At 68.9% G+C, this 25,861-nt stretch carries 24 protein-coding genes; 12 read left to right on the forward strand and 12 right to left on the reverse strand.

All coding sequences use genetic code 11. From position 1 onward, the window contains the following. Positions 1-88: 88 nt before the first annotated feature. The 3 genes from RYH79_RS05660 to RYH79_RS05670 all read left to right on the forward strand — a co-directional run bounded on the left by RYH79_RS05660 (position 89) and on the right by RYH79_RS05670 (position 3,752). On the forward strand, positions 89-514 hold the full coding sequence (locus RYH79_RS05660) for an EamA family transporter (RefSeq protein ID WP_370897084.1): 426 nt from the start codon (positions 89-91) through the stop codon (positions 512-514). A gap of 114 nt (positions 515-628) precedes the next feature. After that, positions 629-2,806 carry an AAA family ATPase gene (locus RYH79_RS05665; protein WP_370897086.1) on the forward strand — a complete coding sequence of 726 codons (2,178 nt, stop codon included), beginning with the start codon at positions 629-631 and terminating at the stop codon, positions 2,804-2,806. A gap of 100 nt (positions 2,807-2,906) precedes the next feature. Then, a complete protein-coding gene (locus tag RYH79_RS05670) occupies positions 2,907-3,752 on the forward strand; it encodes a cupin domain-containing protein (RefSeq protein ID WP_370897088.1) in 846 nt (281 codons plus the stop codon). 32 nt (positions 3,753-3,784) lie between these two features. On the opposite strand, the gene RYH79_RS05675 is transcribed toward RYH79_RS05670, so the two are convergent. From RYH79_RS05675 to RYH79_RS05685, 3 genes are all read right to left on the reverse strand, one after another. Further along, entirely contained in the window at positions 3,785-3,967 is a 183-nt protein-coding gene (locus tag RYH79_RS05675; RefSeq protein WP_370897090.1) for an HEWD family protein, read from the reverse strand. Between the two features lie 178 nt (positions 3,968-4,145). Continuing rightward, positions 4,146-6,395, reverse strand: a complete 2,250-nt coding sequence (locus tag RYH79_RS05680; RefSeq protein WP_370897092.1) for an outer membrane protein assembly factor BamB family protein — start codon at positions 6,393-6,395, stop codon at positions 4,146-4,148. 54 nt (positions 6,396-6,449) lie between these two features. Next, complete coding sequence (locus tag RYH79_RS05685; protein WP_370897094.1) at positions 6,450-7,463, reverse strand: NAD(P)/FAD-dependent oxidoreductase; 1,014 nt, start codon at positions 7,461-7,463, stop codon at positions 6,450-6,452. 96 nt (positions 7,464-7,559) lie between these two features. Here RYH79_RS05685 and RYH79_RS05690 point away from each other — a divergent pair, with 96 nt between their 5' ends. Further along, positions 7,560-8,159: a hypothetical protein gene (locus RYH79_RS05690; RefSeq protein WP_370897096.1), complete on the forward strand. Its 600-nt coding sequence runs from the start codon at positions 7,560-7,562 to the stop codon at positions 8,157-8,159. Here the strand turns inward: RYH79_RS05690 and RYH79_RS05695 are convergent, their stop codons facing one another. Further along, positions 8,160-8,669, reverse strand: a complete 510-nt coding sequence (locus RYH79_RS05695) for a hypothetical protein (protein WP_370897098.1) — start codon at positions 8,667-8,669, stop codon at positions 8,160-8,162. Continuing rightward, the gene (locus tag RYH79_RS05700) at positions 8,666-8,971 is read right to left on the reverse strand and encodes a hypothetical protein (protein WP_370897100.1); all 306 of its coding nucleotides are present in this window, start codon (positions 8,969-8,971) and stop codon (positions 8,666-8,668) included. Before RYH79_RS05700 ends, RYH79_RS05695 begins: the two co-directional genes overlap by 4 nt. A 171-nt stretch (positions 8,972-9,142) precedes the next feature. On the opposite strand from RYH79_RS05700, the gene RYH79_RS05705 reads away from it, so the two are divergent. From RYH79_RS05705 to RYH79_RS05725, 5 genes are all read left to right on the forward strand, one after another. Beyond that, complete coding sequence (locus RYH79_RS05705; RefSeq protein WP_370897102.1) at positions 9,143-9,541, forward strand: OsmC family protein; 399 nt, start codon at positions 9,143-9,145, stop codon at positions 9,539-9,541. 103 nt (positions 9,542-9,644) lie between these two features. Beyond that, positions 9,645-10,187, forward strand: a complete 543-nt coding sequence (msrA, locus tag RYH79_RS05710) for a peptide-methionine (S)-S-oxide reductase MsrA (RefSeq protein WP_370897104.1) — start codon at positions 9,645-9,647, stop codon at positions 10,185-10,187. Between the two features lie 268 nt (positions 10,188-10,455). Next, a complete protein-coding gene (locus RYH79_RS05715; protein WP_370897106.1) occupies positions 10,456-11,859 on the forward strand; it encodes a DUF6498-containing protein in 1,404 nt (467 codons plus the stop codon). Positions 11,860-12,034: 175 nt separating this feature from the next. Next, positions 12,035-16,255 carry an Eco57I restriction-modification methylase domain-containing protein gene (locus RYH79_RS05720; protein WP_370897108.1) on the forward strand — a complete coding sequence of 1,407 codons (4,221 nt, stop codon included), beginning with the start codon at positions 12,035-12,037 and terminating at the stop codon, positions 16,253-16,255. 239 nt (positions 16,256-16,494) lie between these two features. Then, positions 16,495-16,947 (forward strand): hypothetical protein, encoded by a 453-nt coding sequence (locus tag RYH79_RS05725; RefSeq protein ID WP_370897110.1) that lies wholly within the window; start codon positions 16,495-16,497, stop codon positions 16,945-16,947. 356 nt (positions 16,948-17,303) lie between these two features. Here the strand turns inward: RYH79_RS05725 and RYH79_RS05730 are convergent, their stop codons facing one another. From RYH79_RS05730 to RYH79_RS05755, 6 genes are all read right to left on the reverse strand, one after another. Continuing rightward, positions 17,304-18,104 carry a hypothetical protein gene (locus tag RYH79_RS05730; protein WP_370897112.1) on the reverse strand — a complete coding sequence of 267 codons (801 nt, stop codon included), beginning with the start codon at positions 18,102-18,104 and terminating at the stop codon, positions 17,304-17,306. A 166-nt stretch (positions 18,105-18,270) separates the two neighbouring features. Further along, positions 18,271-19,137 carry an SDR family oxidoreductase gene (locus RYH79_RS05735; RefSeq protein ID WP_370897114.1) on the reverse strand — a complete coding sequence of 289 codons (867 nt, stop codon included), beginning with the start codon at positions 19,135-19,137 and terminating at the stop codon, positions 18,271-18,273. 61 nt (positions 19,138-19,198) lie between these two features. Then, positions 19,199-20,110 carry a class I SAM-dependent methyltransferase gene (locus RYH79_RS05740; protein WP_370897116.1) on the reverse strand — a complete coding sequence of 304 codons (912 nt, stop codon included), beginning with the start codon at positions 20,108-20,110 and terminating at the stop codon, positions 19,199-19,201. Between the two features lie 35 nt (positions 20,111-20,145). Next, on the reverse strand, positions 20,146-21,588 hold the full coding sequence (gene pcm / locus RYH79_RS05745; protein ID WP_370897118.1) for a protein-L-isoaspartate O-methyltransferase: 1,443 nt from the start codon (positions 21,586-21,588) through the stop codon (positions 20,146-20,148). A gap of 42 nt (positions 21,589-21,630) precedes the next feature. After that, a complete protein-coding gene (locus RYH79_RS05750; RefSeq protein WP_370900783.1) occupies positions 21,631-22,776 on the reverse strand; it encodes an acyl-CoA dehydrogenase family protein in 1,146 nt (381 codons plus the stop codon). A gap of 92 nt (positions 22,777-22,868) precedes the next feature. Further along, complete coding sequence (locus RYH79_RS05755) at positions 22,869-23,330, reverse strand: bis(5'-nucleosyl)-tetraphosphatase (RefSeq protein WP_370897120.1); 462 nt, start codon at positions 23,328-23,330, stop codon at positions 22,869-22,871. A 129-nt stretch (positions 23,331-23,459) separates the two neighbouring features. Between RYH79_RS05755 and RYH79_RS05760 the strand changes: the two genes are divergently transcribed. The 3 genes from RYH79_RS05760 to trxA all read left to right on the forward strand — a co-directional run bounded on the left by RYH79_RS05760 (position 23,460) and on the right by trxA (position 24,852). Next, positions 23,460-23,783 carry a 30S ribosomal protein S10 gene (locus tag RYH79_RS05760; RefSeq protein ID WP_370897122.1) on the forward strand — a complete coding sequence of 108 codons (324 nt, stop codon included), beginning with the start codon at positions 23,460-23,462 and terminating at the stop codon, positions 23,781-23,783. A 3-nt stretch (positions 23,784-23,786) separates the two neighbouring features. After that, positions 23,787-24,455, forward strand: a complete 669-nt coding sequence (locus tag RYH79_RS05765) for a 2,5-diamino-6-(ribosylamino)-4(3H)-pyrimidinone 5'-phosphate reductase (protein ID WP_370897124.1) — start codon at positions 23,787-23,789, stop codon at positions 24,453-24,455. Positions 24,456-24,519: 64 nt separating this feature from the next. Further along, positions 24,520-24,852: a thioredoxin gene (gene trxA / locus RYH79_RS05770; protein ID WP_370897126.1), complete on the forward strand. Its 333-nt coding sequence runs from the start codon at positions 24,520-24,522 to the stop codon at positions 24,850-24,852. 36 nt (positions 24,853-24,888) lie between these two features. On the opposite strand, the gene RYH79_RS05775 is transcribed toward trxA, so the two are convergent. After that, positions 24,889-25,860 carry an inositol monophosphatase family protein gene (locus RYH79_RS05775; protein WP_370897128.1) on the reverse strand — a complete coding sequence of 324 codons (972 nt, stop codon included), beginning with the start codon at positions 25,858-25,860 and terminating at the stop codon, positions 24,889-24,891. Between the last annotated feature and the right edge of the window lies 1 nt (position 25,861).

Raw genomic sequence — 25,861 nt, forward strand, 5'->3', positions numbered from 1 at the left:
ACGTCGGCGGTCACGCGGGGGTTCTCGGGGGTGAGCCCCCGTGACTCGACTCCGAACGCTTCTTCGCCGGCCCCGTGCAACGCCCGACGTGAACTACCTTCCGTACGCCGTGGTCGCGCTGTTGGCGTACTCGTTCGTGCCCCCGTTGATGCGGCAGGGCACCGCCGGGGCGGGCGCGGTGCCGAGCAACGTCGCAGTCTTGGTGTCGAACGGGATCTTGATCGTCGTCGCGCTCGGGCTGATGGCCGTCCAGGGTGAGTCCGTGGGGCCACACCTCCGGAAGCCGGAGATGCGGTACGTCCTCGCGGGCGGCGCGTTCCTGGCGGTCGGGATCCTCGCGTACTACCGGGCGCTGTCGCTCGGCCCCGTCTCCGTCGTCACCCCGGTGTTCGGGACGTTCCTCGTCCTGTCGTCCGTCGTCGGGATCACCATCCTCCAGGAGTCGTTCACGCCGCGGAAGGCGCTGGGAATCGCGCTCGCGGCGGTCGCGGTCGTGCTCGTCGCCGGCGAGTGAGCTCCGGCGACGAACGGCACAGACCCCCGGAGCGACCCCGCACGGGAGCCGACGGCACAACAGTACGGGAGACGGAGAGAAAGGGTGAAACCTCGACTCCCACTACATCGGGGTATGAGTGCCGAGACGATCGAGATGACCGTCCGCGACGCGGAAAAGCGGGACGCGAGCCGAGGAATCGCCCGCGTCCCGCCGGCGACGATGTCACGGTTGGGCGTGCTCTCCGGTGAGACGGCGATCATCGAGGGGGACCGCGAGACGGTCGTGAAAGTGTGGCCGGGTGGCACCGGCGTCGACGACGGAGAGATCAGGATCGACGGCGACACCCGGACGAACGCGGGCGTCCGGATCGGGGAACGGGTCACCGTCAGGCCACAGTCCGTCAGCGACGCCGAGGCGGTGGCCCTGGAGGCGCCGGCCACGCTCGCGAACGTCGACATCGACGAGGAGACGCTCCGGCGGGCCGCCAAACGCGACCTGGAGGGCAGGCCCGTCACTGCGGGCGAGCAGATCCGACTCCAACACCTCGGCGGCAACGTGTTCGTCGTGGAGGACACGGTGCCGGAGGGTGCCGTCCGGGTGACGGAGTCGACGGAAGTCCGTATCCACCGCTCCGACGGCGAGGAGACGGCGACGGCCGCCGACACGGAGTCGGGCGACCGGCGTCCGGAGCCGACGACCCAGACCGGCAGGGAGGCGGCCGACCACCGCCGGACGGTCACCTACGAGGACATCGGTGGGTTAGACGAGGAACTGGATCTCGTCCGAGAGACGATCGAACTGCCGTTGGCGGAGCCGGAGGTGTTCGCCCGGCTCGGGATCGAGCCGCCGAAGGGGGTACTCCTCTTCGGCCCGCCCGGCACCGGGAAGACGCTGATCGCCGAGGCGGTCGCCAACGAGGTGGACGCGGAGTTCATCTCCGTCTCCGGGCCGGAGATCACCTCGAAGTACAAAGGCGAGAGCGAGGAACGCCTCCGGGAGCTGTTCCGGGAGGCCGACGAGAACGCCCCGAGTATCGTCTTCTTCGACGAGATCGACTCCATCGCCGGCCAACGCGACGACGGCGGCGACATGGAGAATCGGATGGTCGGCCAGCTGCTGTCGCTGATGGACGGGTTGGACGCCAGCGAGGACGTGATCGTCATCGGGGCGACGAACCGCGCGGACGCGCTAGATCCTGCACTGCGGCGTGGCGGCCGGTTCGACCGCGAGATCGAGATCGGTGTCCCGGGCGAGACGGGCCGTCGAGAGATCTTCGAGGTCCACACCCGCCGGATGCCGGTCGCGGACGACGTGGACCTAGACCGGCTGGCGGCCCGGACACACGGGTTCGTCGGCGCGGACGTGGACTCGCTGACGACGGAGGCGGCGCTGACGGCGCTGCGGCGCGCCCGCCGCGACGACAGCGACGTGGACCTGGGTGACGTGACAGTCACCCGGGCGGACTTCGAGTCGGCGATGGCGGAGGTGGAGCCGTCGGCGATGCGGGAGTACGTCGCCGAGCAGCCGACGACCACCTTCGACGACGTGGGCGGGCTGGCGGACGCGAAGCAGGCGTTAGAGCGGGCGGTCACCTGGCCGTTGGAGTACGGTCCGTTGTTCGAGACGGCCGGCGCCGACCCGCCGACCGGGGTGCTGCTCCACGGCCCGCCCGGCACCGGGAAGACGATGTTGGCTCGCGCCATCGCCGGCGAGTCAGAGGTGAACTTCATCCAGGTCGCGGGGCCGGAGCTGTTGGACCGCTACGTCGGCGAGTCGGAGAAGGCCGTCCGAGAGGTGTTCGAGCGCGCCCGCCAGGCCGCCCCGAGTATCGTCTTCTTCGACGAGATCGACGGGATCGCGGGCGACCGAGAGCTCGGCGGCGGCTCCGGCGTCGGCGAACGGGTGGTCTCACAGCTGTTGACCGAGCTGGACCGCGCCGGCGACGACCCCAACCTGGCCGTGCTCGCGGCCACCAACCGGAAGGAGTCGTTGGACGACGCACTCCTCCGGCCCGGGCGGCTGGAGCGACACGTCGAGGTGCCACGCCCGGACGAGGCCGCCCGCGAGGCGATCCTCCGGGTCCACACCGCCGACACGCCGATCGCCGACGACGTGGACGTGGCCGAGATCGCGGCCGCGACGGACGGCTACTCCGGCGCGGACCTCACGGCCGTCGCCCGCGAGGCGACGATGCGAGCGGTCGAACGGGTCGCCGGCGCCTACGCCGCCGACGCCAACGACCACGCCGACGAGATCTCCGTCACCCGCGAGGACTTCGAGACCGCCTTGGACGTGGTCTCCCCGTCCTGACAGCCGCCTGAAGAGAGTATTGGCTGTTAGTGATCTGGTTGTACCCCTCTCGATGCTGTTAGAACGTCGTGTAAGGTGGTACCACGACACACAGTGTTGTATGGACACGATGTCGGAGACGACGGCAGTCGCGTCGACGGTCGTCGGCGACGACGGTCACGACGGTGTCGCGCGCGAACGACTCCACGCGGCAGACGGGGTCGAGCTGTTCGCGGTCGGGCTGACGGGCGACCGAGGGTGGCGGCCGACCCGCGAGGCGCCGGCGTACGGCTACGTGCTGCGGGGGCCGGTGGCGCTCCGCTGGGAGTCGGCCTCGCGGACCGTCGCCGGCGACGAGTTCTTCCAGGTGCCGGCGGGGGCGCCGCCGGTCGTCACCGCGCCGACCGACCAGCCGGCGACGCTGCTCGTCGCCTTCGACCGGACGGAGACGGACGGGGCCCCGCCCGACCGGCCGCGACGGGCCGCTCGGAGCGACGTGGTCGCGTCGGCGGGCGGGCAGACGGTGTCGGCGAGGACTGCCGTCCCCGGCCACGAGCCGTCGGCACCGGCGGCCGGCGACTCACGAGCGCGGGCGGACGCCGTGTGTGTCGCCGGTCGGGACTCGTTCGCCTCCGCGGGCGAACTGTCGAACGTCCGCCGACACACGCCGTTCCCGGACCAGCCCGTGCGGATGGTGCGTGGCCACTCGGAGGGGGAGATCGTCTCCGAGTGGCACCACCACGCGGACAACCACGTGTTCGGGTTCGTCCTCGCGGGCGACGGCTACGTGGAGTGGGGTCGCGGCGAGGGTGAACGACTGTTCGTCGAGGCCGGCGAGTGTTTCCACGTCCCCGCCGGCTTCGTCCACCGCGACCGCAGCGACAGCCCCGACTCACAGGAGTTCGTGCTCTGGCTCACCGGCTCCGACCCCCGGACCGTCACCGACGGCGTCGACTGTCGAGACTGATCGTCCGACTCGCCGGACCCCGACCGTCCGGGTTACGCCTCTGCGTCTACGTCGCCGAAGGGGAGGAAGCTGCCGTTGATGTCCCACTCGTGAATACAGTACGCCACGCCGGACTCGTCTGCGACCCGCCAGGAGGTCGCCGCCTCGTCCCACCGCTCTCGTCGACCGCACCGTTCACAGTGTCGCTCGTCCGGGTGTCTGACGCTCGGTGACATTAGTTACCACGCCTATAGGACTACTTCGTGAATAAATCTTGCTAAGGAGTCGAGCCGGCACGGTCGCTCGCGGCTGTCGGACGATCACCGCAGACGACTGTTCGGTACGGCAGCCGGCGGCCGCGCTCGAACACTGTCGACGGTCCGTACGGCAGCTTCGGTCGGAGCCGGAGCCCGACTACACTGACGGTCGGCCGTCGGCCTCGACCAGCGCGAGGACGCGCCCGCCGGCGGCGCCGGCGAACAGCCAGCCGTCCGTCGCGGCGGGGTCGGTCGCCACGCGGCCGTCGTACCGCCACAGCGGGTCGCCGTCGTGAGAGAAGCCACGGAGCGACCGCGTGTCCAGTCCCCTGACGATCAGACACTCCGGGGTCGCCGTCACGCTCGTCGCGTTGCCGACGGTCCGTGACCACCGCCGGCGGCCGTCGGCGACGGAGACGGCGGTCAAGCGTCCGTCCGCGACCGTGTACGCGGTGCCGTCGTGGACCGCCGGCGCCACGTTCGTCGACCCGCTCGGGTGTCGCCACAGCTCCGTCCCGTCGGCGAGCCGGAACGCTCGCAGGCTCGACCCCAGCGAGAGGACGACCCGACCGTCGCCGACCGCGGCCGTCGACTGCACCCGGTAGTCGTCGCCGGTCACGCGCCACCGTTCGCTCCCGTCTGCCGTCTCGAAGGCGTACAGCTGGCCGTTGGCGCCGGCGACGACCGCGCCGTCCCCGACGGTCGGCACGCCGGGGAGGAACGGCTCCGGCCGGGTCGCGGTCCACAGCGTCTCGCCGGTCGTCGCCGACAGCACCGTCAGCGTCTCCGAGAAGGTGCCCAGGAACACCCGGCCGTCGGCGACGGTCGGCGAGCGGGGTGTCCCGCCGACCGACCGGCGCCAGACAACGCGTCCGGTGTCGGCCGCCAGCCCGACCGCCGAGCCGGCGCGCGTGCCGACGATCACGAGTCGTCTGCCGTCGTCGGCGGCCGTCACCGCGGGCGTCCCGCCGACCGCGCCGTCCAGTTGGGTCCGCCACTCGACGCGGCCGGTGTCGGCCGCGAGCGCGGACACGACCCCGTCGGCGCCGCCGACGTAGACGCGGTTGCCGACGACCGCCGGGGTCACCGCGACGCCGCCGGCGTCGCCGGTCGCCCGCCACCGCCGTTCGCCGTCCGCGAGCCCCACTGCGGTGTCACCGGCCGTGACGACACCGTCCGCGACCGCGGGCGTGCCGGCGACCGGGGCCGTCCACTGCCGTTCACCCCCTGGCCCGACGGCGTGGAGGGTCCCGTCGACGCCGAGCAACAGTCGGTCCGCCGTCGCTCGGAACGGCACGGTGCTCGGTGGCCCGCTCGTGAAGTTCCAGGTGCCGCGGTAGCGTCGCCGCCACCGTCGGCGGCCGTCGTCGGAGCGGTGGGCCGACAGCGTCACCCGGAGCCGGATCACGTCCGTCGGCGGCGGCGTCGGCGTGTCCGACCCCGCTGCGGTCCGGTCGCCGGGTGACGACGACAGGTCCGTCTCCAGGCTCGTGGCCGCGACGCCGAAGCGGCCGACCGCTGGCGGCGCGGCGACCGGCGCCGGGGTCGTCGTCTGCCACTCCAGACGCCCGTCTGTGGCCGACAGCGACACCAGCGTGTCGCCGCCGGCGACGGCGACGGAGCCGTCGCCGACTGCCGGTCGCCACAGTCCGGACTGCCTGCCGTCGTCCGGCGCCGCCCCGGGGAACGGGCGTCGCCACGCCGTCCCCTCGCTCCCGACGGCGGCGACCGCCGGCTCACCCTCTCGGCGGACGCCGACCGCGACCGGGTCGCCCGGCGCCGCGGCCGTCTCGACGGTCCCCTCGGGTGCCGCCCGCCACCGTCGCTCCCCGGTCGCGGCCGTCAGGGCGAGTACGCCGTCGGCGGTGGCGACGAGGACGCGCTCGCCGACGGCCGTCAGTCCGACGACGGACGCCCCGAACCCGCGGCGCCACAGCGGGTCGCCGTCGTCGGGCGACAACGCCGTCACCCGGGATCCGTCGGTGACGACCGCCGCCGACGGCGTCGCCGCCGGACACACCGCGGGGTCGACCGGGGCGGAATCGATCCACGCCAGCCGGCCGTCCGACAGTCGTCGGGCGTACACCGTGTCTGCCGCCGCTGGGACGACGGCGATTCCGCCCCCAGCCGCCGATGGCCCGCCGGTCGTCACCGCCGTCGGCCGGCTCCAGGCGACGGTCGGCGCCGTCGTCGGCCCGCTGTCGCCCGTACCGGTGTTTCCCGCGTCCCCGCGGTAGCTCTGCCAGTCGCCGTCGCGTGGCGTCGGGGTCGGCTCCGGCGTCGGCTCGCCCGTCGGCGAGTAGGGCTCGTCGACGGCGGTCGTCCCCTCGCGGGCCTCACAGCCGGCGAGCCCGGCCAGCGCCGCGGCCGCCCCCAGCCGCAGAAGCGCGCGTCGACTCCGTGTCACGCCCGAGTCGTCCAACGTCACCGGCGTAAGCCTTGTGTGGTCGGGGGTGTCGGCTCACCCGCCGAGGGCGATCCGCTCGCCCGTCTCGATCCCGGAGGCGAGCGCGGCGTGGACGCGCGCCTCGCCGGCGACCCAGTCGCCGGCAGGGTAGAGCCCGGCCTCGGCGGCGGCCCGGCGGGGTCCGGGCAGCAGTTGGTCCTCCACGAGTGCGTGTTCCCAGCAGACGGCGTCCGCCCACGCCGGCGCCGCCAGCCACGGCTCGCCGATCACCTCGCTCGCGGCGTCCGCGAGCCGTCCGGCCGCCCACGCCGGGTCTGCGTCGGCGTGTGTCGCCGACCACTCGTGGCCGCCCTGGGCGATCACCACCTCACCGTCCGGGACGTGGCCGGGCTTGCACGACTCTCGGGAGAACCACGAGGCTCTGGTGCCGTCCGCGGTGCAGACGAGCGCGTAGTAGGGTCGGTCCAGCTCGCGGTCGTACCCCAGCGCGGCGCTCCAGACGGTCGCGTACGACACGTCGCGGGCGGCCGCGACCAACTGCTCGCGGGCGGGGTCGTCCCAGTCGGAGCGGGCCAGCAGTTCCGCGGTGGTCGGCGCCGGCGGCGTCACGACGACGGCGTCGAACCGGCCGGTCGCGGGGTCGGCGTCGGCGCGCCACCCGTCGGCCGTCCGGACGAGTCGCCGGACCGGCGCGCCCGTGTGGACGGTCGCGTCGGCGGCGTCCAACAGCCGGCCGACGAGCGCCTGGACCCCCTCCGGTGTCGACCACTTCGCCTCGTCGTCGTCTCGGCCGGGTGACACCGTCCCGGTCTCGTCGAAGGTGTCCACCGGCGGCGGCGTGTCCGTCGGCGACGCGGCCTCTCGGAGGAACGTCGCCGGGCGCTCTGCCGTGTCTCTGACGTAGTTCGCGCCGTAGTCGTACACGACGCCGTCGTGCGTCGCGGACGCGGCACGACCGCCGACTCGGTCGCGCGCCTCGAACACGACCGTCTCCGCGTCCGTCGCCGCCAGCGTGTAGGCGGCGCCGGCGGCCGCCGCACCGGCGCCGACGACTGCGACTCGTGTCACAGGGTCGACAGGGTCGTCTCGGGGGTAAACGACGGTGGCCGTCCCGGCGCGTGGGAACGCCGCCAGCCCCTTCCGGACGCGCCCCCAGAAACGGACGTGAGCGAGCGACAGACGCGACGGCTCCGCGACCGGGGCCACGAAGCGGCCGGCGACTGTCAGTTCTGTGGCCAACGGGTCGGTCCCGACGAGACTGTCCCGGTAACTGTCGACCGCGACGGCGACAGACGCCAGGAGACGTTCTGTCGGTACTGCGCCGAGTCCGTGTTCGGCGACGCCGACGCCGTCAGCCTCGGCGACGACTCGCGTGCGGCCGGCGACGCCACGGACGGTGTGACAGTCCGCCGAACGGACACGGACGGTGCGACAGTCCGCCGAACGGACACGGACGGTGCGACAGTCCGCCGAACGGACACGGACGGTGCGACAGTCCGCCGAACGGACACGGGCGACGACGGGCTCGTCCCGCCCGCGCCGGACCTCGGGGAGGGCACGGGCCGGGGTGTCGGTGGGACGATTCTGGCGTACCACCGGGCCAGCCTGGCGTTCCTCTGGCGGATCCACGAGAGTCAACTCCGGATCACCGAGCGGGTGTTCGAGGAGGTAGACGTTGAGACGCTGCTCCTAGTCGGGTTCGTCCTGACGGCGGTGACGGCCTGGATCGGTATCGGCGCCGCGGCGTTGGTCGCGCTGGCGTAGCTACTCCGTCTCCGACAGCGCCTCCCGCAGTCGGTCTTGGACGGTCGGCGGCTGGGCGGCGATCCGGTCGCGGGCGTCCGCGAGCACGGTCGTCGACAGCGCGAGGATACCCAGGGCGGGGTCGTCCTCGCGGAACGCCGACGGCGCGGCGTCACGCACTCTGATCCACCCTCGGCCGGCAGTCTCCGTCTGGAGGTACGCCGCCCGCGACCGCGCGGTCAGTGCCGCCGCCCGGTCGAACGACGTGACGACGGGCGTCACCCCGTCGAGGTGTGGCGCCGCGATGGCGCCCAAGTCCGTCTCGAGGGCGTCTTCCGTCTCGCCGAGGAACTGCTCTAAGTCACCTCGTGCGGCCGCGACGGCCGTCAACAGTCCCACCGGGACGCCGTCGGCGTCGTCGTCACAGGCGACGACGGTGATCCCCTCGTCGACCAACACTCCGCCGTAGGTGACCCGTGCGGTCCGGAGGTCGTCGGCGACCGCGGCGCGGTCCGTCCAGTCGTCGGTCACGACGGGTGCCCGTCACAGCAGACAGTGTAGCCGACCCGTTCTGCCGCGAGTTCCGTCGCACGGTCGGTGACGGCCGCGGCCGACGCGAACGGGCCGTGTTTCCCGACGGTGTCGCCGTCGACGACGACCGCGAGCGTCCACCGGCGGTCGCCGTCCGGCCCCTCGCGCGGCTCGACGCGGAGCCGCCGGTCCGACAGGACGGCGACGACCGCGGTCCCGTCGCGTCGGAGTGTCGCGTCCAGTCGGTCGCCGAGTGTGTCGGCGACCCCGGTAGCGGCCGCCGTCACGGTGTCGGTGGTCACGACTACACTCCGGGCGCGAGACTGGTAGCGGTTTCGGCGAAGCCGGCCGGCGGCTCCGGACTCGTGACTCTGCTGTCCGCCCGCCAGACGACCGCGTACCCGTGCGAGACGGCACCACGACCCGTGCATCGGCAGGTTTACCCTCGGAGATGCCCACAATTCGAACGCACTATGACCGACATCGAATCCACCACCGTGAACGAGGCGGGGTTCAGCGCGACGAGTCAGGCCGGCGACTTCAACATCGACACGGACGCGACCGGGGAGACCGGGCCGGACCCGAACGCAGTGTTAGTGTCGGACTACGCCGCGTGCTTCACGTACGCCTTCCGTGCGGGCGCCCAGCGTAACGGCTTCGACGACCTGGGCAAGCTCCAGACGGACGCGGAGGCCGACCTGAACGACGAGGACGACCTCACGGGGATCCGGTTCACACTCCACGCCGAGGCCGACCTGACGGACGACGAGGCAGAGGAGCTGCTCGGCTACGCCGAGGAGATCTGCCACGTCCACGCCGCGCTGAAGGAGTCGCTGTACGCCGACGTGACCGTCAACGCCGGCGCCTTCTGAGCGACAGACGACGACGCCGCACGGCTTCCGTTTCTTTCGGGCACGCCACCTCGGTAGCGGCGGGTGCGAGGGGCTTAACCGCTCGGCTCTCCTACCCTGAGACGTGACAGAGACCGAGACCGCCACCCTCGCCGGTGGCTGCTTCTGGTGTGTCGAGGCGGCGTTCAAGGAGCTCGCGGGCGTCCACGAGGCGGAGTCCGGCTACACCGGCGGCCACGCCACGGACCCGAGCTACGAGGCGGTCTGCCGGGAGGAGACCGGCCACGCCGAGGCCGTCCAGGTGACGTACGACCCCGACGAGATCGCGTACCCGGAGATCCTGCGGGTGTTCTTCACGATCCACAACCCGACGACGGTGAACCGACAGGGGCCGGACGTGGGTGAGCAGTACCGCTCTGCCGTCTTCTACCACGACGACGAGCAACGCGAGATCGTCGAGTCGTTCGTCGAGGAGCTGGAGGCCGAAGGAGCGTACGAGGACCCGATCGTCACGGAGATCGAGCCGTTGGAGGAGTGGTACACCGCGGAGCCGTACCACCAGGACTACTACGAGAACAACCCGAACGACCGGTACTGCCAGTTCAACGCCGACCCGAAGATCCGGAAGGTGCGCGAGAAGTTCGGCGAGCAGTTGGCGACGAACTGAGAGCGATCTGACGGTCAGTCTGGTTCGTCTCGGAACCGTCCGGCTCCCGGCTCTGCCGGGGGCCAGGTCGACGGGTTCGAAGTCGTCGTCTGCCCCGACGATCAGTTTCGCTCCCGCCTCGCTGGCCGTCGGACAGCCTCCCGGCGGCGCGGACTGACCGCCGCGGCACGATCCGGTGCCCGACCTCTCTCGGACGAATCGCGGCGCGACAGCCGAAACGGTGGTAACTTGTACGGCTCGGCACAGGCGTAATCGAGTGCAACCACGAGTGACCGACTCGCCCGTCGCGTTCGGGACGACGGTCCTGGCGAACCTCTCGCCGCTCGCGGGCGTGGCGTTCCTCGGGTGGGACGCAGACACACTCGCGTTCGTGTACACGGTCGAGGTGGTGTTCGCGGTGTCGTTCGCCGGGGTGAAGGCCCTGTTCGCCCGGCAGCCGCCGGCGTACGACGACTCGGAGTCGGACGAACGGACGCTCGACGACACGGGTGAGGGGGGTCCGACCGGCCCGGGTGATCTGGTCCGGAGACGCGGGAGCGTGCGGGTCGCCGCGTGGCTCCCACCCGTGTACCCCCGGAACGTGCCGTTCGTCGCCGACTGGTTCCTGGTGACACTGGTGTTCGCGGCGCTCCTGCCCGCGTTCCTGGCGCGGGTGGTCGACCCGCTCGGGGAGTTCGTCGGTCCGGCGACGGCGCTGTGTGTGGTCTCGCTGGTCGTCTCGCACGTCCTCGCGGCCAGACAGCGGTACTTCCGGCGGCGGCAGTACGAGACTGTCTCTGCCCGGGGTGTCGTCAGGGTGCCGGTACAGGAGGCCGCGGTCGTGCTCGGCGTGGTGGCGGTCGCCGGGGTCGAACTGACCGCGACCGGGTTCGTCGTCGTCGCCGTCGCGGTCAAGACCCTCGTCGACTGTGGGCAGTACCGCGACGGCGGGCTGTTCGGCTACTTCACGACGCCGTCGGCGGACAGGTCACTCCGGACGGTCGACGATCCGGACGCGCCCGCGACCGAGGAGATCCGTCCGGATCGGCGGGCCGTGCTGACGAACGGCCTCCTCGCGGGCGCGTCGAAGGCGCTCGGGGTCGCGCCGCTGTACCTGTTCTTCTGGCTGGGGGTCCTGCTCCTCTCGGACGGCGGTCCCGTCGACGTGACCGCCGTGACCGTGCTCTCGTTCGTGATCGCGCCGGTGATCGTCGCCGGGCTGGAGACGACGGAGTACACCCTCACGCACGGGTGGCTGTCGTACCGACGGTGCGACGGGACGGTCGTCGCGCACGACGAACTCACGGACACGGCACAGTGGGCGACACCGGTCGGTGGGTTCCGGCGTGCGGAGTTGGCCGACGGCCGGCTCGCCGACCGGGTGTTCGACACGCAGACGCTCACGCTGGTGTCGACGGAGGTCGACGAGGAGCTGTGTCTCGCACACGTCCGGTCGGCGGCCCGAGCGGCCGTCGCCTTCGAACTGCCGTTGGCGACGACCGCGTACGAGCCGTTCCGGTCGCGGTTCGCCGCCGTGGTGGTGACGCTGGCGGTCGTCACCGTCGCCGCCGAGGTGGCGGTCGCGTTCACCGTCTCCGGAGAGGTGTGGGAGAGCCTCCTCGTGGTGTTGCTCCCGTTCGTCGTCCCGACGACGGTGTTCGGGTTCCAGCGACTGTGGGCGCGAGCGTACTGACGACGGCGTCGGTCGGTCGCGCACACTGGGGTCGCGGCGGGCGGCGTCCGTGCAGCGGGCCTCGTCGGGGCGTCGTGGTGGACGTCTGCAGAGTCCGTGACAAAAGTACTAAATCGACGCCCGAAGCAACGCTAGTAACCACGACGGGGGCCGTGGTGGCTCCCACCCGACCACAATGACACGGCAGTCACCATCTTACCGCACGAATCGGAACCTGTTCTCCAACCACTACCTCTCGAATCGGCTGCGGGAGACGGACCAGTGGACCGAGCCGGAGACCGCGGCGGTTCGGGACGCCTACGAGGAGATTCGCGGGCTGTACGAGGACCGTGCCCACCGCGTGGACGACTACAGCGAGGCACAGTTGGAAGAGGAGTTCATCAAGCCGGTGTTCGACGCGCTCGGAATCCAGTACAACGTCCAGCAGACGGTCAGCGACGTGAACCGGCGACCGGACTACGGCTTCTTCGAGACGGCAGCGGCGGCAGACGTGGCGTTCGACCGCGAGGACCCCTACGCGGAGGCGGTCGCGGTCGCGGACGCGAAGTTCTGGGGGCGGAAGCTGGACACCCGGGGGGACAAACTCCGGGAGTTCGAGAACCCCAGCTACCAGATCCACGTCTACCTCGAAGAGACGGCGGCGTCGTGGGCGGTGCTCACGAACGGGCGGCAGTGGCGGCTGTACTACGGCCCGACGAGCCACCGGCTGGACTCCTACTACGAGATCGACCTGCCGGAACTGCTGTCACGCGTCGCCGAGGGCGGGGAGGGGAGTCTGGAGGCGTTCCGGGAGTTCTACCTGTTCTTCCGACACGAGGCGTTCGTGCCGGACGAGCGTGGCGACTGCTTCCTGGACGACGTGTACGAGCAGTCGAACCGGTTCTCCGAGGAGTTGGGGGCGGACCTCCAGGACAACATCTACGAGGCGATTCGGGTGTTGGCGGCGGGGTTCCTCGACACGAACGACGATCTCGACAGAGACGATCTCGACGACGAGACGTTGGATCTGATCCACGACAGTTCGCTGATCTACCTCTACCGGCTGATCTTCGTCCTGTACGCGGAAAGCGAGGAACGGGATCTGCTCCCGACGGACAACGAGGTGTACGAGTCGCAGTTCAGCCTGAACAGTCGCAAGGAGACGGTCGCGGCGGAGTTGGACGCGACGGGGACGGCGTACCACGACTGGCAGACGCGGCTGTGGGAGGAGTTGGACGACCTGTTCACGCTGATCGACCAGGGGAGCGAGGCGATGGGGATCCCGCCCGAGAGTCTCCAGGTGCCGGCGTACAACGGCGGGCTGTTCGACACGGACCCGGGGGCCGACGCGGACGAGGAGTCGCGGTTCCTGGCGACCCACGAGGTGGACGACTCGCATCTGGCGCGGGTGATCGACCTGTTGAGCCGCCAGGAGACGGGTGACGGCGCGGGTGCGAGCCCAGGAGCGGGCACGGACGCGGAGGCGGGCGCAGTCGGCAGTCCGGAGAAGACGTTCGTCGACTACTCCTCGTTGGACGTGCGGCAGTTGGGGAGTATCTACGAGGGACTCCTGGAGTACGAGCTGAATCTGGCGAGCGAGCCGAAGACGCTCGACGACGACGGCGACAGCGAGACGTACGAGTCGGCCGGCGCGGACGCCGCGGACGAGGAGATCGTCGTGGAGCCGGGTGAGGTGTATCTCACGACGGACTCGGGCGAGCGGAAGTCGACGGGGTCGTACTACACGCCGGAGTACGTGGTGGAGTACATCGTCGAGGAGACGCTGGGGCCGCAGGTGGACGCGATCCGCGAGGAGCTGTTGGACGAGCACGTCGACGCGACGGGCGACCGGGGGTTCGCGGAGCGGTTCACCGAGGAGATCCTGGATCTGACCGTGCTCGATCCGGCGATGGGGAGCGGCCACTTCCTGGTGAACGCGGTGGACTACCTCGCGCGGGAGATCATCGACGCCCGCGAGAAGCAGGATCGGCAGGCGGTCGACGACGACCGCGCCGAGGACATCGAGATCACGACCGACGACGGTGAGCGCCGCGACATCAACTGGGCGCGTCGCCAGGTGGCCAAGCAGTGTCTGTACGGCGTGGACGTGAACCCGTTGGCGACGGAGTTGGCGAAGGTGTCGCTGTGGCTCCGCACGCTCGCGGCCGGCAAGCCGCTCGCGTTCCTGGACCACCACCTGAAGACGGGCAACTCCCTCGTCGGGTCGAACATCTACGAGGTGTTGTCGAACGGGGACAGTGGGCAGGCGACGCTGGACGACTTCCGGGCGGCGCGGACGCGGACGCTGTCGCACGTCCAGGGGCTGATGGCGGATCTCGTCGACATCGAGAACGACGATCTGGCGAGCATCAAGCAGATGCAGGCGACGTACGAGGAGATGCGCTCGGACCCCCTGTACCGCCGGTTGTTCGAGCTGGCGAACGTCCACACCGCCGAGCGGTTCGGCCTGGACGTGCCCGACGACGCCTACCGGAGGATGGCCGGCGCGATCGAGTCCGAAGCCGAGTGGAACGAGACTGTGACCGGTGAGGACTGGTTCGTCTCCGCGCAGGCGATGGCCGACGAGGAACTGTTCTTCCACTGGGAACTGGAGTTCCCCGAGGTGTTCGTGAACGGTGACGGACGGGCTGGGGGGTTCGACGCCGTGATCGGGAATCCGCCGTGGGGTGCATCCATCTCTAAGCCCACGAAGGATTACATAGCCGAACAACTCAGCCTGAACCCATCTGCGAGTGATACATTCGCTGCGTTCACGAAGCTGTCTGGAAATCTCGACTGTGAAGACGCTCGGTTTGGAATGATCCTGCCGAGTGGGTGGCAGACCTCTGATAAATACGCAGAGTTCAGAGAGTGGACGGTCGAGAACTACAGTCTGTCAAAGATCGTGAACTTACCGTACGACGTGTTCAGCGAAGCGTACGTAGACACTTCGATATTTGTTCTCGACAGACAGGCCAGCAGAAAAACCGAAGGTGAAGTCGGAGTAATAAATTACGGAAGGAAAGAACGGGTGAACGAGATTGACAACGACGAGGACGGCTTGGAAGCTGTCGACTACAGTCGTTGGTTCGCGGAGGCACTAGATCCAGAAGACGAGTTCGAGTTTATATCGTATCTGCCGCCGAGAGAGCTGAGTGTAGAAGAAAAAGTAGCAGAACGTGGAGTCCCCCTGAGAGAGATCGCCGACGTGCAGCGTGGCATCACGCCGTTCGATCTCGCTAAAGAACCCGGACAAAATCGTTCCCCAGCGCTTGACGGCGATCTTCGTCGATACAGATACACGTTCACCGGGAACAGCTACGTTGAGTATCACGAAGACATTGCAGAGTACAAGCCAGAGCGGTATTTCCAGGGAGACCGGCTCATTCTTCGAGAACTGATTAGCCGACAGTTCCGGCTACAGCTTGCTCGCACCGATCAGGACTTTGTGACGAACAAGTCCTATCAGAGTATTCTACTCGAAGACGAGAGTTACCGCCTGGGCTATCTGCTCGGTGTGTTGAACTCGAAGCTCTTGTCGTTTTACCACATCAAACAGTCTGCTGTTGCCCTCAGAGACGACTTCCCGAAGATCGTTCTGTCAGAGACGAGGAGCCTGCCAATCCCCGAAATTACAGACGAAGAATCGAGTGAAATCTCTGTGGACCCGTCTCAGGTGCAGTTTGACTCCGAAACGGAAGAGATCAAGCTGAACGGAGACACGACGGTGAGTGTCGGCACAACGCAGGAGACACAGAGAGTGATCTCCGAACTGACGACTCACCTGATGGATTTGAGATCCAACTACGAGGCGCTGAATCTCGATCTGGAGTCGTATCTCGGTGAGTACCGAACTGGGCCTACTGTAGACGATCTCGGCTTCGTACAGATCTGCGAGGGGAAGTCATTAATCAAGGAGACGACGGAGCAACGGCCGAATCTCATGGCAGGGAGAGCCGTAGTTAATGTCGAGAGCGACAACTCTGTCGAAATTAAAATCTCTGGAAGATTCAAGCCAGACGACGACCGCGACGTGGAGACTGACCAGTGGGGGTACACGGAGTCTAAGCCAATTCCCGCCCTACGAATCACTGACCTGACCCAGAACGAGGCTCTGCTGTTGAAGAATTTCGTCCCGGTGGCGGTCGACAGAGGACTATCGAACTTCCGGAAGGAGGCAGCTAAGTCGATCTCTCTCGTGGACCGACTACTGAGACTAGAACTGCCGGAGATGAATGATGTCCGTGAGAGAGTAGAGCGCTACTCCGAGGTCGCTGCCCGGGGGGAAGAACTGAAGACACAAATCGTAGGAATTGACGATCTGTTGGATCAGATCGTCTACAGGCTGTTTGGGTTGTCCGCTGACGAGATCGCGGTCGTCGAAGACAGCATAGTGACCAGAAAGCTCACAGAGTGAGTACCTCAGAACGGATAGTTCACTACATAAATATAGCAGGTAGACTGCTGTCCACCTGTCCGTTCGCGCAACACGCGACTCACCAATTCTTTCGAATATAGCCTAAACTCTCTAAAACGGTAAGATATAAAAGCCAACGAGACCACAGTCTAAGTACGACACGCGGGCGTCGTCACTGCAAAAGTGGCGAGGGTGCCCTTAACACCCTCACCCTGCGTGTCGTGCGCGGCTCACACGACATGTGTTCGAACGATTCTCCGTCACAAAAGCGTGACGGCACGGCCGAGCCCGACGTATCGACCGACATCTCCCGGCAGCGACTGCAGTCCGACTACGGCGCGTCCATCGACAGCCTGCGCGACACCCGCCTCCCGGAGACCAGGATCGAGGAGTTGGTGACACTCTGTGTCGAGACCCAACAGCGACTCGACCACGGCCGGGGCGACGGCGAGCAGACGCTGACGCTCGTCGCGGCCGTCGGGGAGGCGATGGCGGACCTGGAGGCAGCGACCGTCGTCGACGAGTCGGAACTGCCGGAGTCGCGGGCGCTGGAGACCGGCGTCCCCGCAGAGGAGTACGTCCTCACCCCGACCGAGCGCGACGAGGCACTCGCCGCCCTCTCGTCGCTGCTGCACACGGCCGTCGAGACCCCGCCGGCGTCGCCGGCGACGACCGCCGGCGCGGCGGACTGACCGCCGCGCGGCTCGCGGTCCCGCGCTCCTCCCTCGCGGTTTCTCTTCGCACCGACGCTGACGCTCGACCGACGCGACGGTAGTGAGTGACACGGTGTTCGGCGGGGGTCGCCTGCCCGACGATCAGAAAAAGATTTATAACCTTTGGCGTCTTATCGTCATATCCGAGCGCTGGTGCGGGCGTTGAGAGCCCGTCTCATCGTCCCTGCCGAGAGGTAAGACGCGAGACCGAACGAAGCTTTGAAATTCGACTCACACGCTTGCCCTTCCGGGTGAGCACAAGGGTTTGCGACGCCGCACTGGATAGGTCTCGCGGGAAAACGGGGACGAGGGCGGGAACACGCACACCTTGCTGTCTACGAAATCCGCTCAGCGGCAGCAGCGTATTCGTTCCGCCACAACCAGTTCTTAACCCGCCGCGTGCTGTTTGTCTGTAGCAATTCTCCGCTATTGCTCCCGAAGCAGCCATTAAACCAGGCTTTTGCCCGCGTTGACTGTTTATTTGCCAGTCTCTCTTCACGAGTGGGAACCTGGTAGCTGTGCCGACCGGCTCCAACTTTGTTGTACACTTCCCAAAACCGATCTCCGTTGTCACTGGCTGCTGTCCACAGCTCGCACTCCTCTTGTAGGTCGCTGCTAGTGATCTCGCAATCTCTGGCAATTGCAGCCGCGAGTAGATCCGCAAAGTACGACTGTGGGTAATAAGACTCGGACCTGTGGCAGGGAACCGCGGGCGTGTCCCTGATACGCAGTGTCTTCAGTGCCCTTCCAAGCCGTTCTGCCTGTCTCTCGTCACCATCGGCAATCACCGCGGTTGCCGACTCGAACGGATTGAGTTTGTTGTATAGGACTGCTGAGTGCGCAGCCTCCGCCTGTAAGTCCTGATTGGGGGGCTCTGTGCAGCGACCGATAGCAATTCTTCCCGGGAATCGCCTGATCAGCTCACCCACAGGGACCTCGTTCAGGTTGAGTTGACGGGACTTCGTGGCGAACGGCTTGTACTGCTCGTTTTGTTCGTCACAACAGATGTTGAGCAGTTGCGCTTCCTGCTCTCGTGTCACCGCAACACCGACTGTGACCAAGGTTCCGCTTTCTTCTGTCGCGTCGAAGGCAACCGACCTCTTGTACTCGTCACCGCCGATCAGCAACGAATTCATCTGAATACGATGTAAGTACGTCTCCAAACACAAGACATCTTTCAACTGGGGAGAGGGCCGCCCAGAAAGCTGTTCTACGACCGTAGAATCAAGCCGACGCTCGTCGCCGGTCCAACTGCTGTCCCCATCGGTTGAACGGTGTCAACAGCCGCGCTACTTGTCCCGCTCACTCGTACGTGTTCACCATCCCGTCGTCGTGCAGCAGGTCCGCGCCGTTCAGGTGAGCGGCGTGCTCGGAGAAGCCGTACACGAACTGGTTGGCCACCTCCACCGGTTCCATCAGCTCCGACGCGCGGGCCTGCCCGAGCATCACGTCCTCCACGACCTCGTCGACGGAGATGCCGCGTTGTTCGGCGGTGTCGGGGATCTGGTCGGTGACGAGCGGCGTCTTCACGTAGCCGGTGGACACGGAGAAGGCGCGGAAGTCGCCGTCGCTCTCGGCCGCCAGCGAGTTCGTCAGCCCGCGGACGCCGAACTTGGCGACGTTGTACGCCACCTTGTCGGCAGTGACGTAGTGGCCGTGGACGGACGCCATGTTCCCGACCGCGCAGTCGTGGTCGTGTTCGCGGAAGTCGGGGACACACAGCTTCGCCAGCAGCGTCGGCGCCCGGACCATGACCGCCTGGAGCAGGTCGTAGTCGTCCATCGGGAACGACTCCACGGGCGCGACGTGTTGGAGCCCGGCGACGTTCGCCAGGAACGTCACCTCGCCGTGGTCGCGGGCGGTCTCGACGGCCGCGCGTACGGCGTCGTCGTCCGTCAGGTCCGTCTCGACGGCGTGGAACGGCCCGGGGAACGAACAGTCGGCGACGCGGTCGGCCGTCTCGGCGAGCCCGTCGGCGTCCACGTCGACGCCGACGACGCCGAGCCCGTTCGCGGCCGCGGCGAGCGCGACCGCCCGGCCGATCCCGGAGGCCGCCCCGGTGACGAGACAGACGTTGCCGTCGTGGAAACGGTCGTCGTCCAACACGAGCGGGTCCTCCGGGCCGATCTCCGGCGGCGTCACACGGTCGTCGGTGTCAGGTTCGGTCACGCCTCTCGGTGGGGGAGACCGGGAGTAATAACCGGTGGTTAACGTGTGAACACGCGCGGCGTCACGCCCGGCTGCCGACGATCGCGACCCGGTCCGTCCCCGGGACTGGCTCGTGGTCGACGGTGTCGAACCCCGCCGCCCGGAGCCAGTCGCCGACCGTCTCCGGCGCGGGCACGTCCCCGTTGCCGGCCGCCAGACTCCGGACGGCGGCGGCGGTCGCGGCCGGCCCCTCGAACCGGTCGACGACGACCAGCCGTCCGTCGTCGGCGACGTACTCCGCGAGCGCCTCGACGGTCGCGGCCGCCTCCGTCTCCCGCATCGCCGTCACGTCGTCCGCGAGGAAGCCGATGTCGAACGTCCAGTTGAGCTCCGACACCGGCCCGGCGAACACGTCCAGCCCGCGGCTCTCCGCCAACGGCCGGACGGCCTCGATCACCTCGCTGGACTCGACGAGGGTGGCCTCCAGCCCGCGCTCGCGGAACTCGGCGGCGTACGCCCCCGCGCCGCCACACACGTCGACCACCGACGCCGCCTCCGGGTGGCTCCGCAGCGCCGCCGTGACGACCGCCCGCCGTGTCGCCTCCGACACCGTCTCGCCGGCCCCCACCTGGTTGTCGTTCCAGTCGTCCGGCAGCGTCGGCGGGACGCCCGTCTCCATCGTCTCCGGCAGCGCGACGAGCGTGTCGAGCACGTCGAGTCTGTGCGGGAGGTCGCCGACGGACCGTGGGTCGCGCTTCGTCAACAGTCCGAGCGCGCCGTTCGTCGGCTCGTACTCCCCGTCGATCCGACGGAGCACACCCATCTCGGCGAGCACGCGCCCGGTGACGCGAGCGCTGGGCTCCGTCACGTCTGCGGCTGCCGCCGCCTCCGCCGGCGTGCCGGCCGACTCCAGGTACGCCGCGAGCAGGCCCGTCTCCCGGGCGGCCCGGACACACAGCAGTCGTGCCAGTTCCGTGTCGTCTGCGAGTGACACGTCCGATCTCAGCGAGTCGAGAGACATAACGTTGCTCACTCGTCGCCGGCCATCGTCACGAACCGGACGTCGCCGTGTTCCTCCCGGCGGACGCCGCCCGACTCGACGTGGAGCCGGACGAGCTGCTGTGAGCCGGTGCCGACCGGAGCGACGACCCGACCGCCGGGTCGAACTTGGTCGATCACCGCCTGCGGGACGACCGGCGGCGCACACGTCAGGTAGGCGGCGTCGTACGGGGCGTGCTCCGCCCACCCCTCGTGACCGTCGCCCACCCGGACCCGCACGTCACGGCCGACTCTGTCGAACCGCTCGCGGGCGGCCCGCGCCAGCTCCTCGCGGTACTCCACGGAGTAGACGGGCCCACGGTCGACGACCGCAGCCGTCACGGCAGCGTGGTAGCCGCAGCCGGTGCCGATCTCCAACACCCGGTCGCCGGCCGACAGCCCCAACAGGTCCGTGATCCACGCGACGGCGTGGGGCGCACTGATCGTCTGACCGGCGTCGATGGGACGCGGGCGGTCGGCGTACGCCGCCGCGACGGACTCGTCGGGGAGGAACTCGTGGCGCGGCACGGACCGCAACGCCGTGACCGTCTCCGGTCGCTCCACCCGATCCAGCCGCTGGAGCCGCGCGACCATCCGTTCCCGCGCGACATCCGGGTCCACGCGCTCGCGTACGTCGCCCCGGCCGAAAAACTCCACCCCCTGGCTCGTCGCGTCACCGTACGCCTGCCGCGCCCGCACGTCTCCGTCCGCGTCCCGGACGATCACTACGTCACCCCCGTTGTTCCACACGGGGGTCGACCGGTTCCAGTACCGGTGTCTGGGGCCGTCGCGTCCCCGCCCGGTGTGGAGGGTGACGGTCTCGCCGCCGGCGACGACTGCACGCGACGGGAACCGGTAGCGGTGACCGTCCGCGTCCGCGACCGTCCAGTTGCCGACCTGGAGCGGCCGTCGACCGGGGTTGTGGAAGACGACGAACTCCCGACCGAGGTTCTCGCGTTCCGTCCCCGGGGCGTCCGCCTGGATCGTGAGGATCACCACCCCAGGGCCGCGGTCGGGTGTCGGTGTCGCCGACGAGGTGGACCGAGGCGGAGGCGTCGTCGACGGCGTGAACCGGGGCGGAGGCGTCGTCGACGAGGCGGGTGTCGCGGTCGTCGGCGTGGCCGTCGCGGTCGCAGTGACCGTCGGCCGTCTCGTCTGTGTCGGTGACAGTGTCGCCACTGTGGGGAGTGGGGTGTCCGTCCCGCCGACGGTCGCGGCGGTCGCGCTCGGCGACACCGGGGTCGGGGTCCGGGCGTCCAACACGTCCGCAGAGACGGTCGTCGTGTCCGGCGTGTCGGCCGAGACGGGGGGTGGCTCTGGGGTCAGCAGTTGCGTGCCGGCGACACCGACGAGCGTGGCGACGACGGCGACGAGGAAGAGTCGTCGCCACTCGGGGGCGAGCGCGTCCGGGAGCCGGTCTGTGCTGTCTGGCACGCCCTCCACTGGTTCCGTTCCGGTACTTGAACGTCGGGGTCGCTACGACTGCCGGTAGATCAGGTTGCGTTGGATCTCGTTGGCGCCCTCGTAGATCACCGGGATCCGAACGTCACGGTACACCCGTGAAATACGGTTCTCCAACAGGATCGACCGGCCGCCGTGGAGCTGCATCCCCCGCTCGGCGCAGTCGACGGCCGTCTCCGTCGACTTCATCTTCGCCATCGCGGCCCACAGCCCGGACTGCTCCCCGTGTTCCACCTTCTCGGCGGCCCGCCAGTTGAGCGAGCGGGCGGCCTCGAACTCCGTCCGCATGTCCGCGAGGTCGTGTTGGACCGCCTGGAACTCGGAGACGTTGCGGCCGAAGGCGTTGCGCCCGTGGACGAAGTCCCACGCCTCCTCGACGGCAGCCGCGGCGAGCCCGATTCCGTGGCCGCCGACGACGACGCGCCCGTGGTTGAAGAAGTCCGCGAGCGCGTAGAAGCCGGAGCCCTCCGGCCCTACCCGATTCTCCTCGGGGACGAAACAGTCGTCGAAGACGATGTGGGCCTGCTTCGACGCGCGCATCCCCATCTTCTCCGGGATGTGTTCGGCCTCGTAGCCGTCGCGGTCCGTCTCCACGACGAACAACGAGTAGTTGCCGTAGCGGTCCTCGGAGTCGCCGGTCTTGGCGTAGACGGTGAGCCAGTCCGCCTCGACGCCGTTGCCGACCCAGTACTTCTCGCCGGTGATCTCGTAGCCGCCCTCCACCTTCTCCGCCGCCGTCGTCATCCCGGCCAGGTCCGAGCCGGTCTCCGGCTCGGAGACGGCCAGCCCCGACAGCTGCTCGCCGGCCGCGACCGGCGGGAGGTACTCCTGTTTGAGCTCCTCGGAGCCGTACGTCTCGACGAGCTCCGTCCCGAACGACGCCAGCATCAGCGTCAGCCCGATGCCGGCGTCCGCGCGGTAGAACTCCTCGGCCATCGCCAGGATCTGTTCCAGGTCGAACCCGCGACCGCCGTACTCCTCGGGGATGTCCGCGGCGACGAGTCCGGCCTCCTGCCCCGCCTCCAACACCTCCCAGGGGTAGTCACCGGCGTCGTAGTAGTCGGCGGCGACCGGGGCGATCTCCTCGTCTGCGAACTCGCGGGCCTCTCGCTTCACGCCGCGGGCGTGTTCGGGGACGACCGACTCGTCTAACAGATTCAGTTCCGTGTCTGGCATACGTTCACAGACGCACGCGGGGCTCTTGAACTGTCTGGAACCCCCGACGACGGACTCGGAGTTTCCGCAGTGCGGGACTACCCCTCCGCCTGGAGGATGTAGTCGCCGTCCGTCTCCTCGCGGAGTTCGTCCAGGTAGTCGTGGGCCTCGTCGAGAATGTCGCGTGGCCCGTCCTGGGTGATCGTGTTGACCGCCTGGTCGTAGTCGCGCCACTGGAGGTCGCGGTGTTCGTTCGACAGCTCCGCCGACGCCTCGTACGAGTGGGCGATGAACAGGTGGACGGTCTTGTGGATCGTGTTGCCGCCCGCCTCGAACACGTAGTCGTACTCCTCGCGGAACCCGTCGATCAGACGGAAGTTCTCGATGCCGGCCTCCTCTTTCACCTCCCGAATCGCAGTCTGCTGGAGCTCCTCTTCCCCCTCGACCCCGCCCTTCGGGAACTCCCAGTCCCCGGGCCGGCTCTTCAGGAGGAGGTACTCCCGGCGGCCGCGAGTGTCGCGGAAGAGGATGGCTCCAGCGCTCGTCGCTTCGACTGACATTACCCCACGGTACGGAACAGCCTGTTAAATGAATGTCGGAGGCGAGAGGTGTCCATCGCCACGACGACGGCTCACACGGCCGGCCCGGGTAGGTGTGCTTTTCCCCTCGCACGACTTCGCTCCTGTCAGATGACGTTCGTCACCAAGCTCCGCTTCCAGAGCGGGGACCGCGACGCGCTGGACGACACCGTCGACGAGTTGGTCGAGATGCTCCGCCGGAAGGGTGTCAAGTGCAAGGGGCCACACACTCACCCTTCGGACCTCGTCCGGGTGCCGCTCCACGGTGATCTCGCGCCCGACAGCGAGGTCGACACCTGGGCCTACGAGGTGTACCGACGCGAACTGGAGATCCACGGCAGCGACGACATCGCCGGCCAGGTCGGCCACATGGACTTCCACGACGCGGTCCACGTCGAGATCGAGATCGACCAGAAGACACCGATGGGAACCTGAGGCGTGTACGTCCACGTCAACGCCGCCGTCTCCGTCGACGGGAAGCTGTCGACGCCGCGCCGCGAACAGGTCCGGATCTCCGGCCCCGAGGACTTCGACCGCGTGGACGAGATCCGGGCGGAGGCTGACGCCGTCGCGGTCGGTGTCGGCACCGTCCTCGCGGACGACCCGCGGCTCGGGTTAGACGACAGCGACCGTGCCGCCGCGCGCCGCGAAGCCGGCCGACCGCCGGCGCCCGCCCGGGTCGTGTTCGACTCTCGCGCCCGGACGCCGTCGGACGCCAGGCTGCTCGCGGGCGACGCCGAGACGTACGTCCTGGCGAGCGAGGCGGCCCCGACGGCCGACCGAGAGCGACTCCGGGCGGCGGGGGCGACGGTGCTCGTCGCCGGCGAAGAACAGACGGCACCGCAGCCCGCACTCGCCGCGCTGGCCGATCACGGCGTCGACCGTCTGATGGTCGAGGGCGGCGGGGAGCTGATCTTCTCGTTGTTCGACGCCGGCGTCGTCGACGAGCTGACCGTGTACGTCGGGTCGCTCGTGATCGGCGGCCGAGACGCCCCCACACTCGCCGACGGCGAGGGGTTCGTCGACCGGGCGTCGTTCCCCGAGCTCGCGCTCCAGGCGGTCGACCGACTGGACGACGGGGTCGTCCTCTCGTACGCCGTCGAGTAGTCGCTCGTGTACGGCCGGCTCACACACCGTCGCCTGTTAATACCCTCCCTCACGTAGCGGCAGTATGAGCAGCGTAGCCGACACGAGTGAGCCGATTCACGTCGACACGACCGACCAGTTCCACGATCTGATCGCCGAGCACCCGACGGTCGTGGTCGACTACTACGCCGACTGGTGTGGCCCGTGCAAGATGCTGGAGCCGACGGTCGCCGAACTGGCGGCGGAGACGGACGCGGTCGTCCTGAAGCTGGACATCGAGGCCCACCAGGAGCTGGCCAGCGAGGCGAGCGTGCGGTCGATCCCGACGATCCAGTTCCTGGCCGACGGCGAGGAGTCCGAGCGGCTCGTCGGCGTCCACGACAAGTCCGAGCTCGTCGAGGCGGTCGAGTCGCTGTAGTCGCGTTCGAGGTGCCGTCGTCGTTCTCCCCGTCTCTCACTCCCGAGTGACGGCGAGCAGTTCCTCGTGTGCTCGCCCGTTCGAGGCGACGAGCCCGGTCGCGCCCGGCGTCCAGCGGTCGCCGCCGGCGTCGGTGACGCGCCCGCCGGCGAGCCGGACGAGGTGGACGCCCGCGACCGTGTCCCAGTCGTTCAGTTCGACGGTGGAGACGGCAGCGTGGAGCTGTCCCGACGCGACGCCCGCGAGCACGAGCTGTGCACACCCCAGCCGCCGGAGGTCGCCGAACCGTGTGAGCAACGGCTCCGCGACGGCCGCGAACGCGGCGCGATCGCTCGCGCTCGGGCCGAACAACGGGTTGACGAGGAACTGTCCCGGGTCAGACTCCGCCGTGACGGACAGTCTCGTTCGGTCGGTGTCGCCCGCGGCGTCGCTGGTGTCGCCCGCGGCGTCGCTGGTGTCGCTGACGGCGCTGTGAGCGCCGCCGGGAGCGTCGCCGTCGTCACCTTCGACGGCAGTGACACCGGCGGGCTCGCGCCAGGCGGTCGTCTCGTCGGCGACGTAGGCGTCGTTCAGCGCGGGGGCGACGGTGGCGGCAGCGACCGGCTCCCCGTCGACGACGCGCGCGACGCTCGTCGCCCAGACGGGGTGGCCGCCGACGAAGTTGACCGTGCCGTCGATGGGGTCGACGACCCACGCCGGGCTGGACGCCGGAACCCGGTCGGGCGCCGAGCCCTCCTCGCCGACCACCGGCTCTGCGGGGTAGTCGGCGGCGAGTCGGTCGGTCACGACACGCTGGGCGGCACGGTCGGCAGCGGTGACGCTGTCGACGCCGTCGCCTTTGCGCTCGGCGTCCAGGTCGGCACGGAACCCAGCCGAGGCTCGGGCGGCGCCGGCCCGGGCGGCGGCCAGACAGTCGCGGGTGTGGTCGTCCATCGGGTCGTCCGTGTGTCGGCTGTGGGGTAGCTCCGTCGGTCCCGGCGTGTCGGGGGAGTTTTGTTCACGGGGCATC

Origin of the sequence: Halobaculum sp. MBLA0143, from assembly GCF_041361465.1 — an archaeon.
GTDB lineage: Archaea > Halobacteriota > Halobacteria > Halobacteriales > Haloferacaceae > JAHENP01.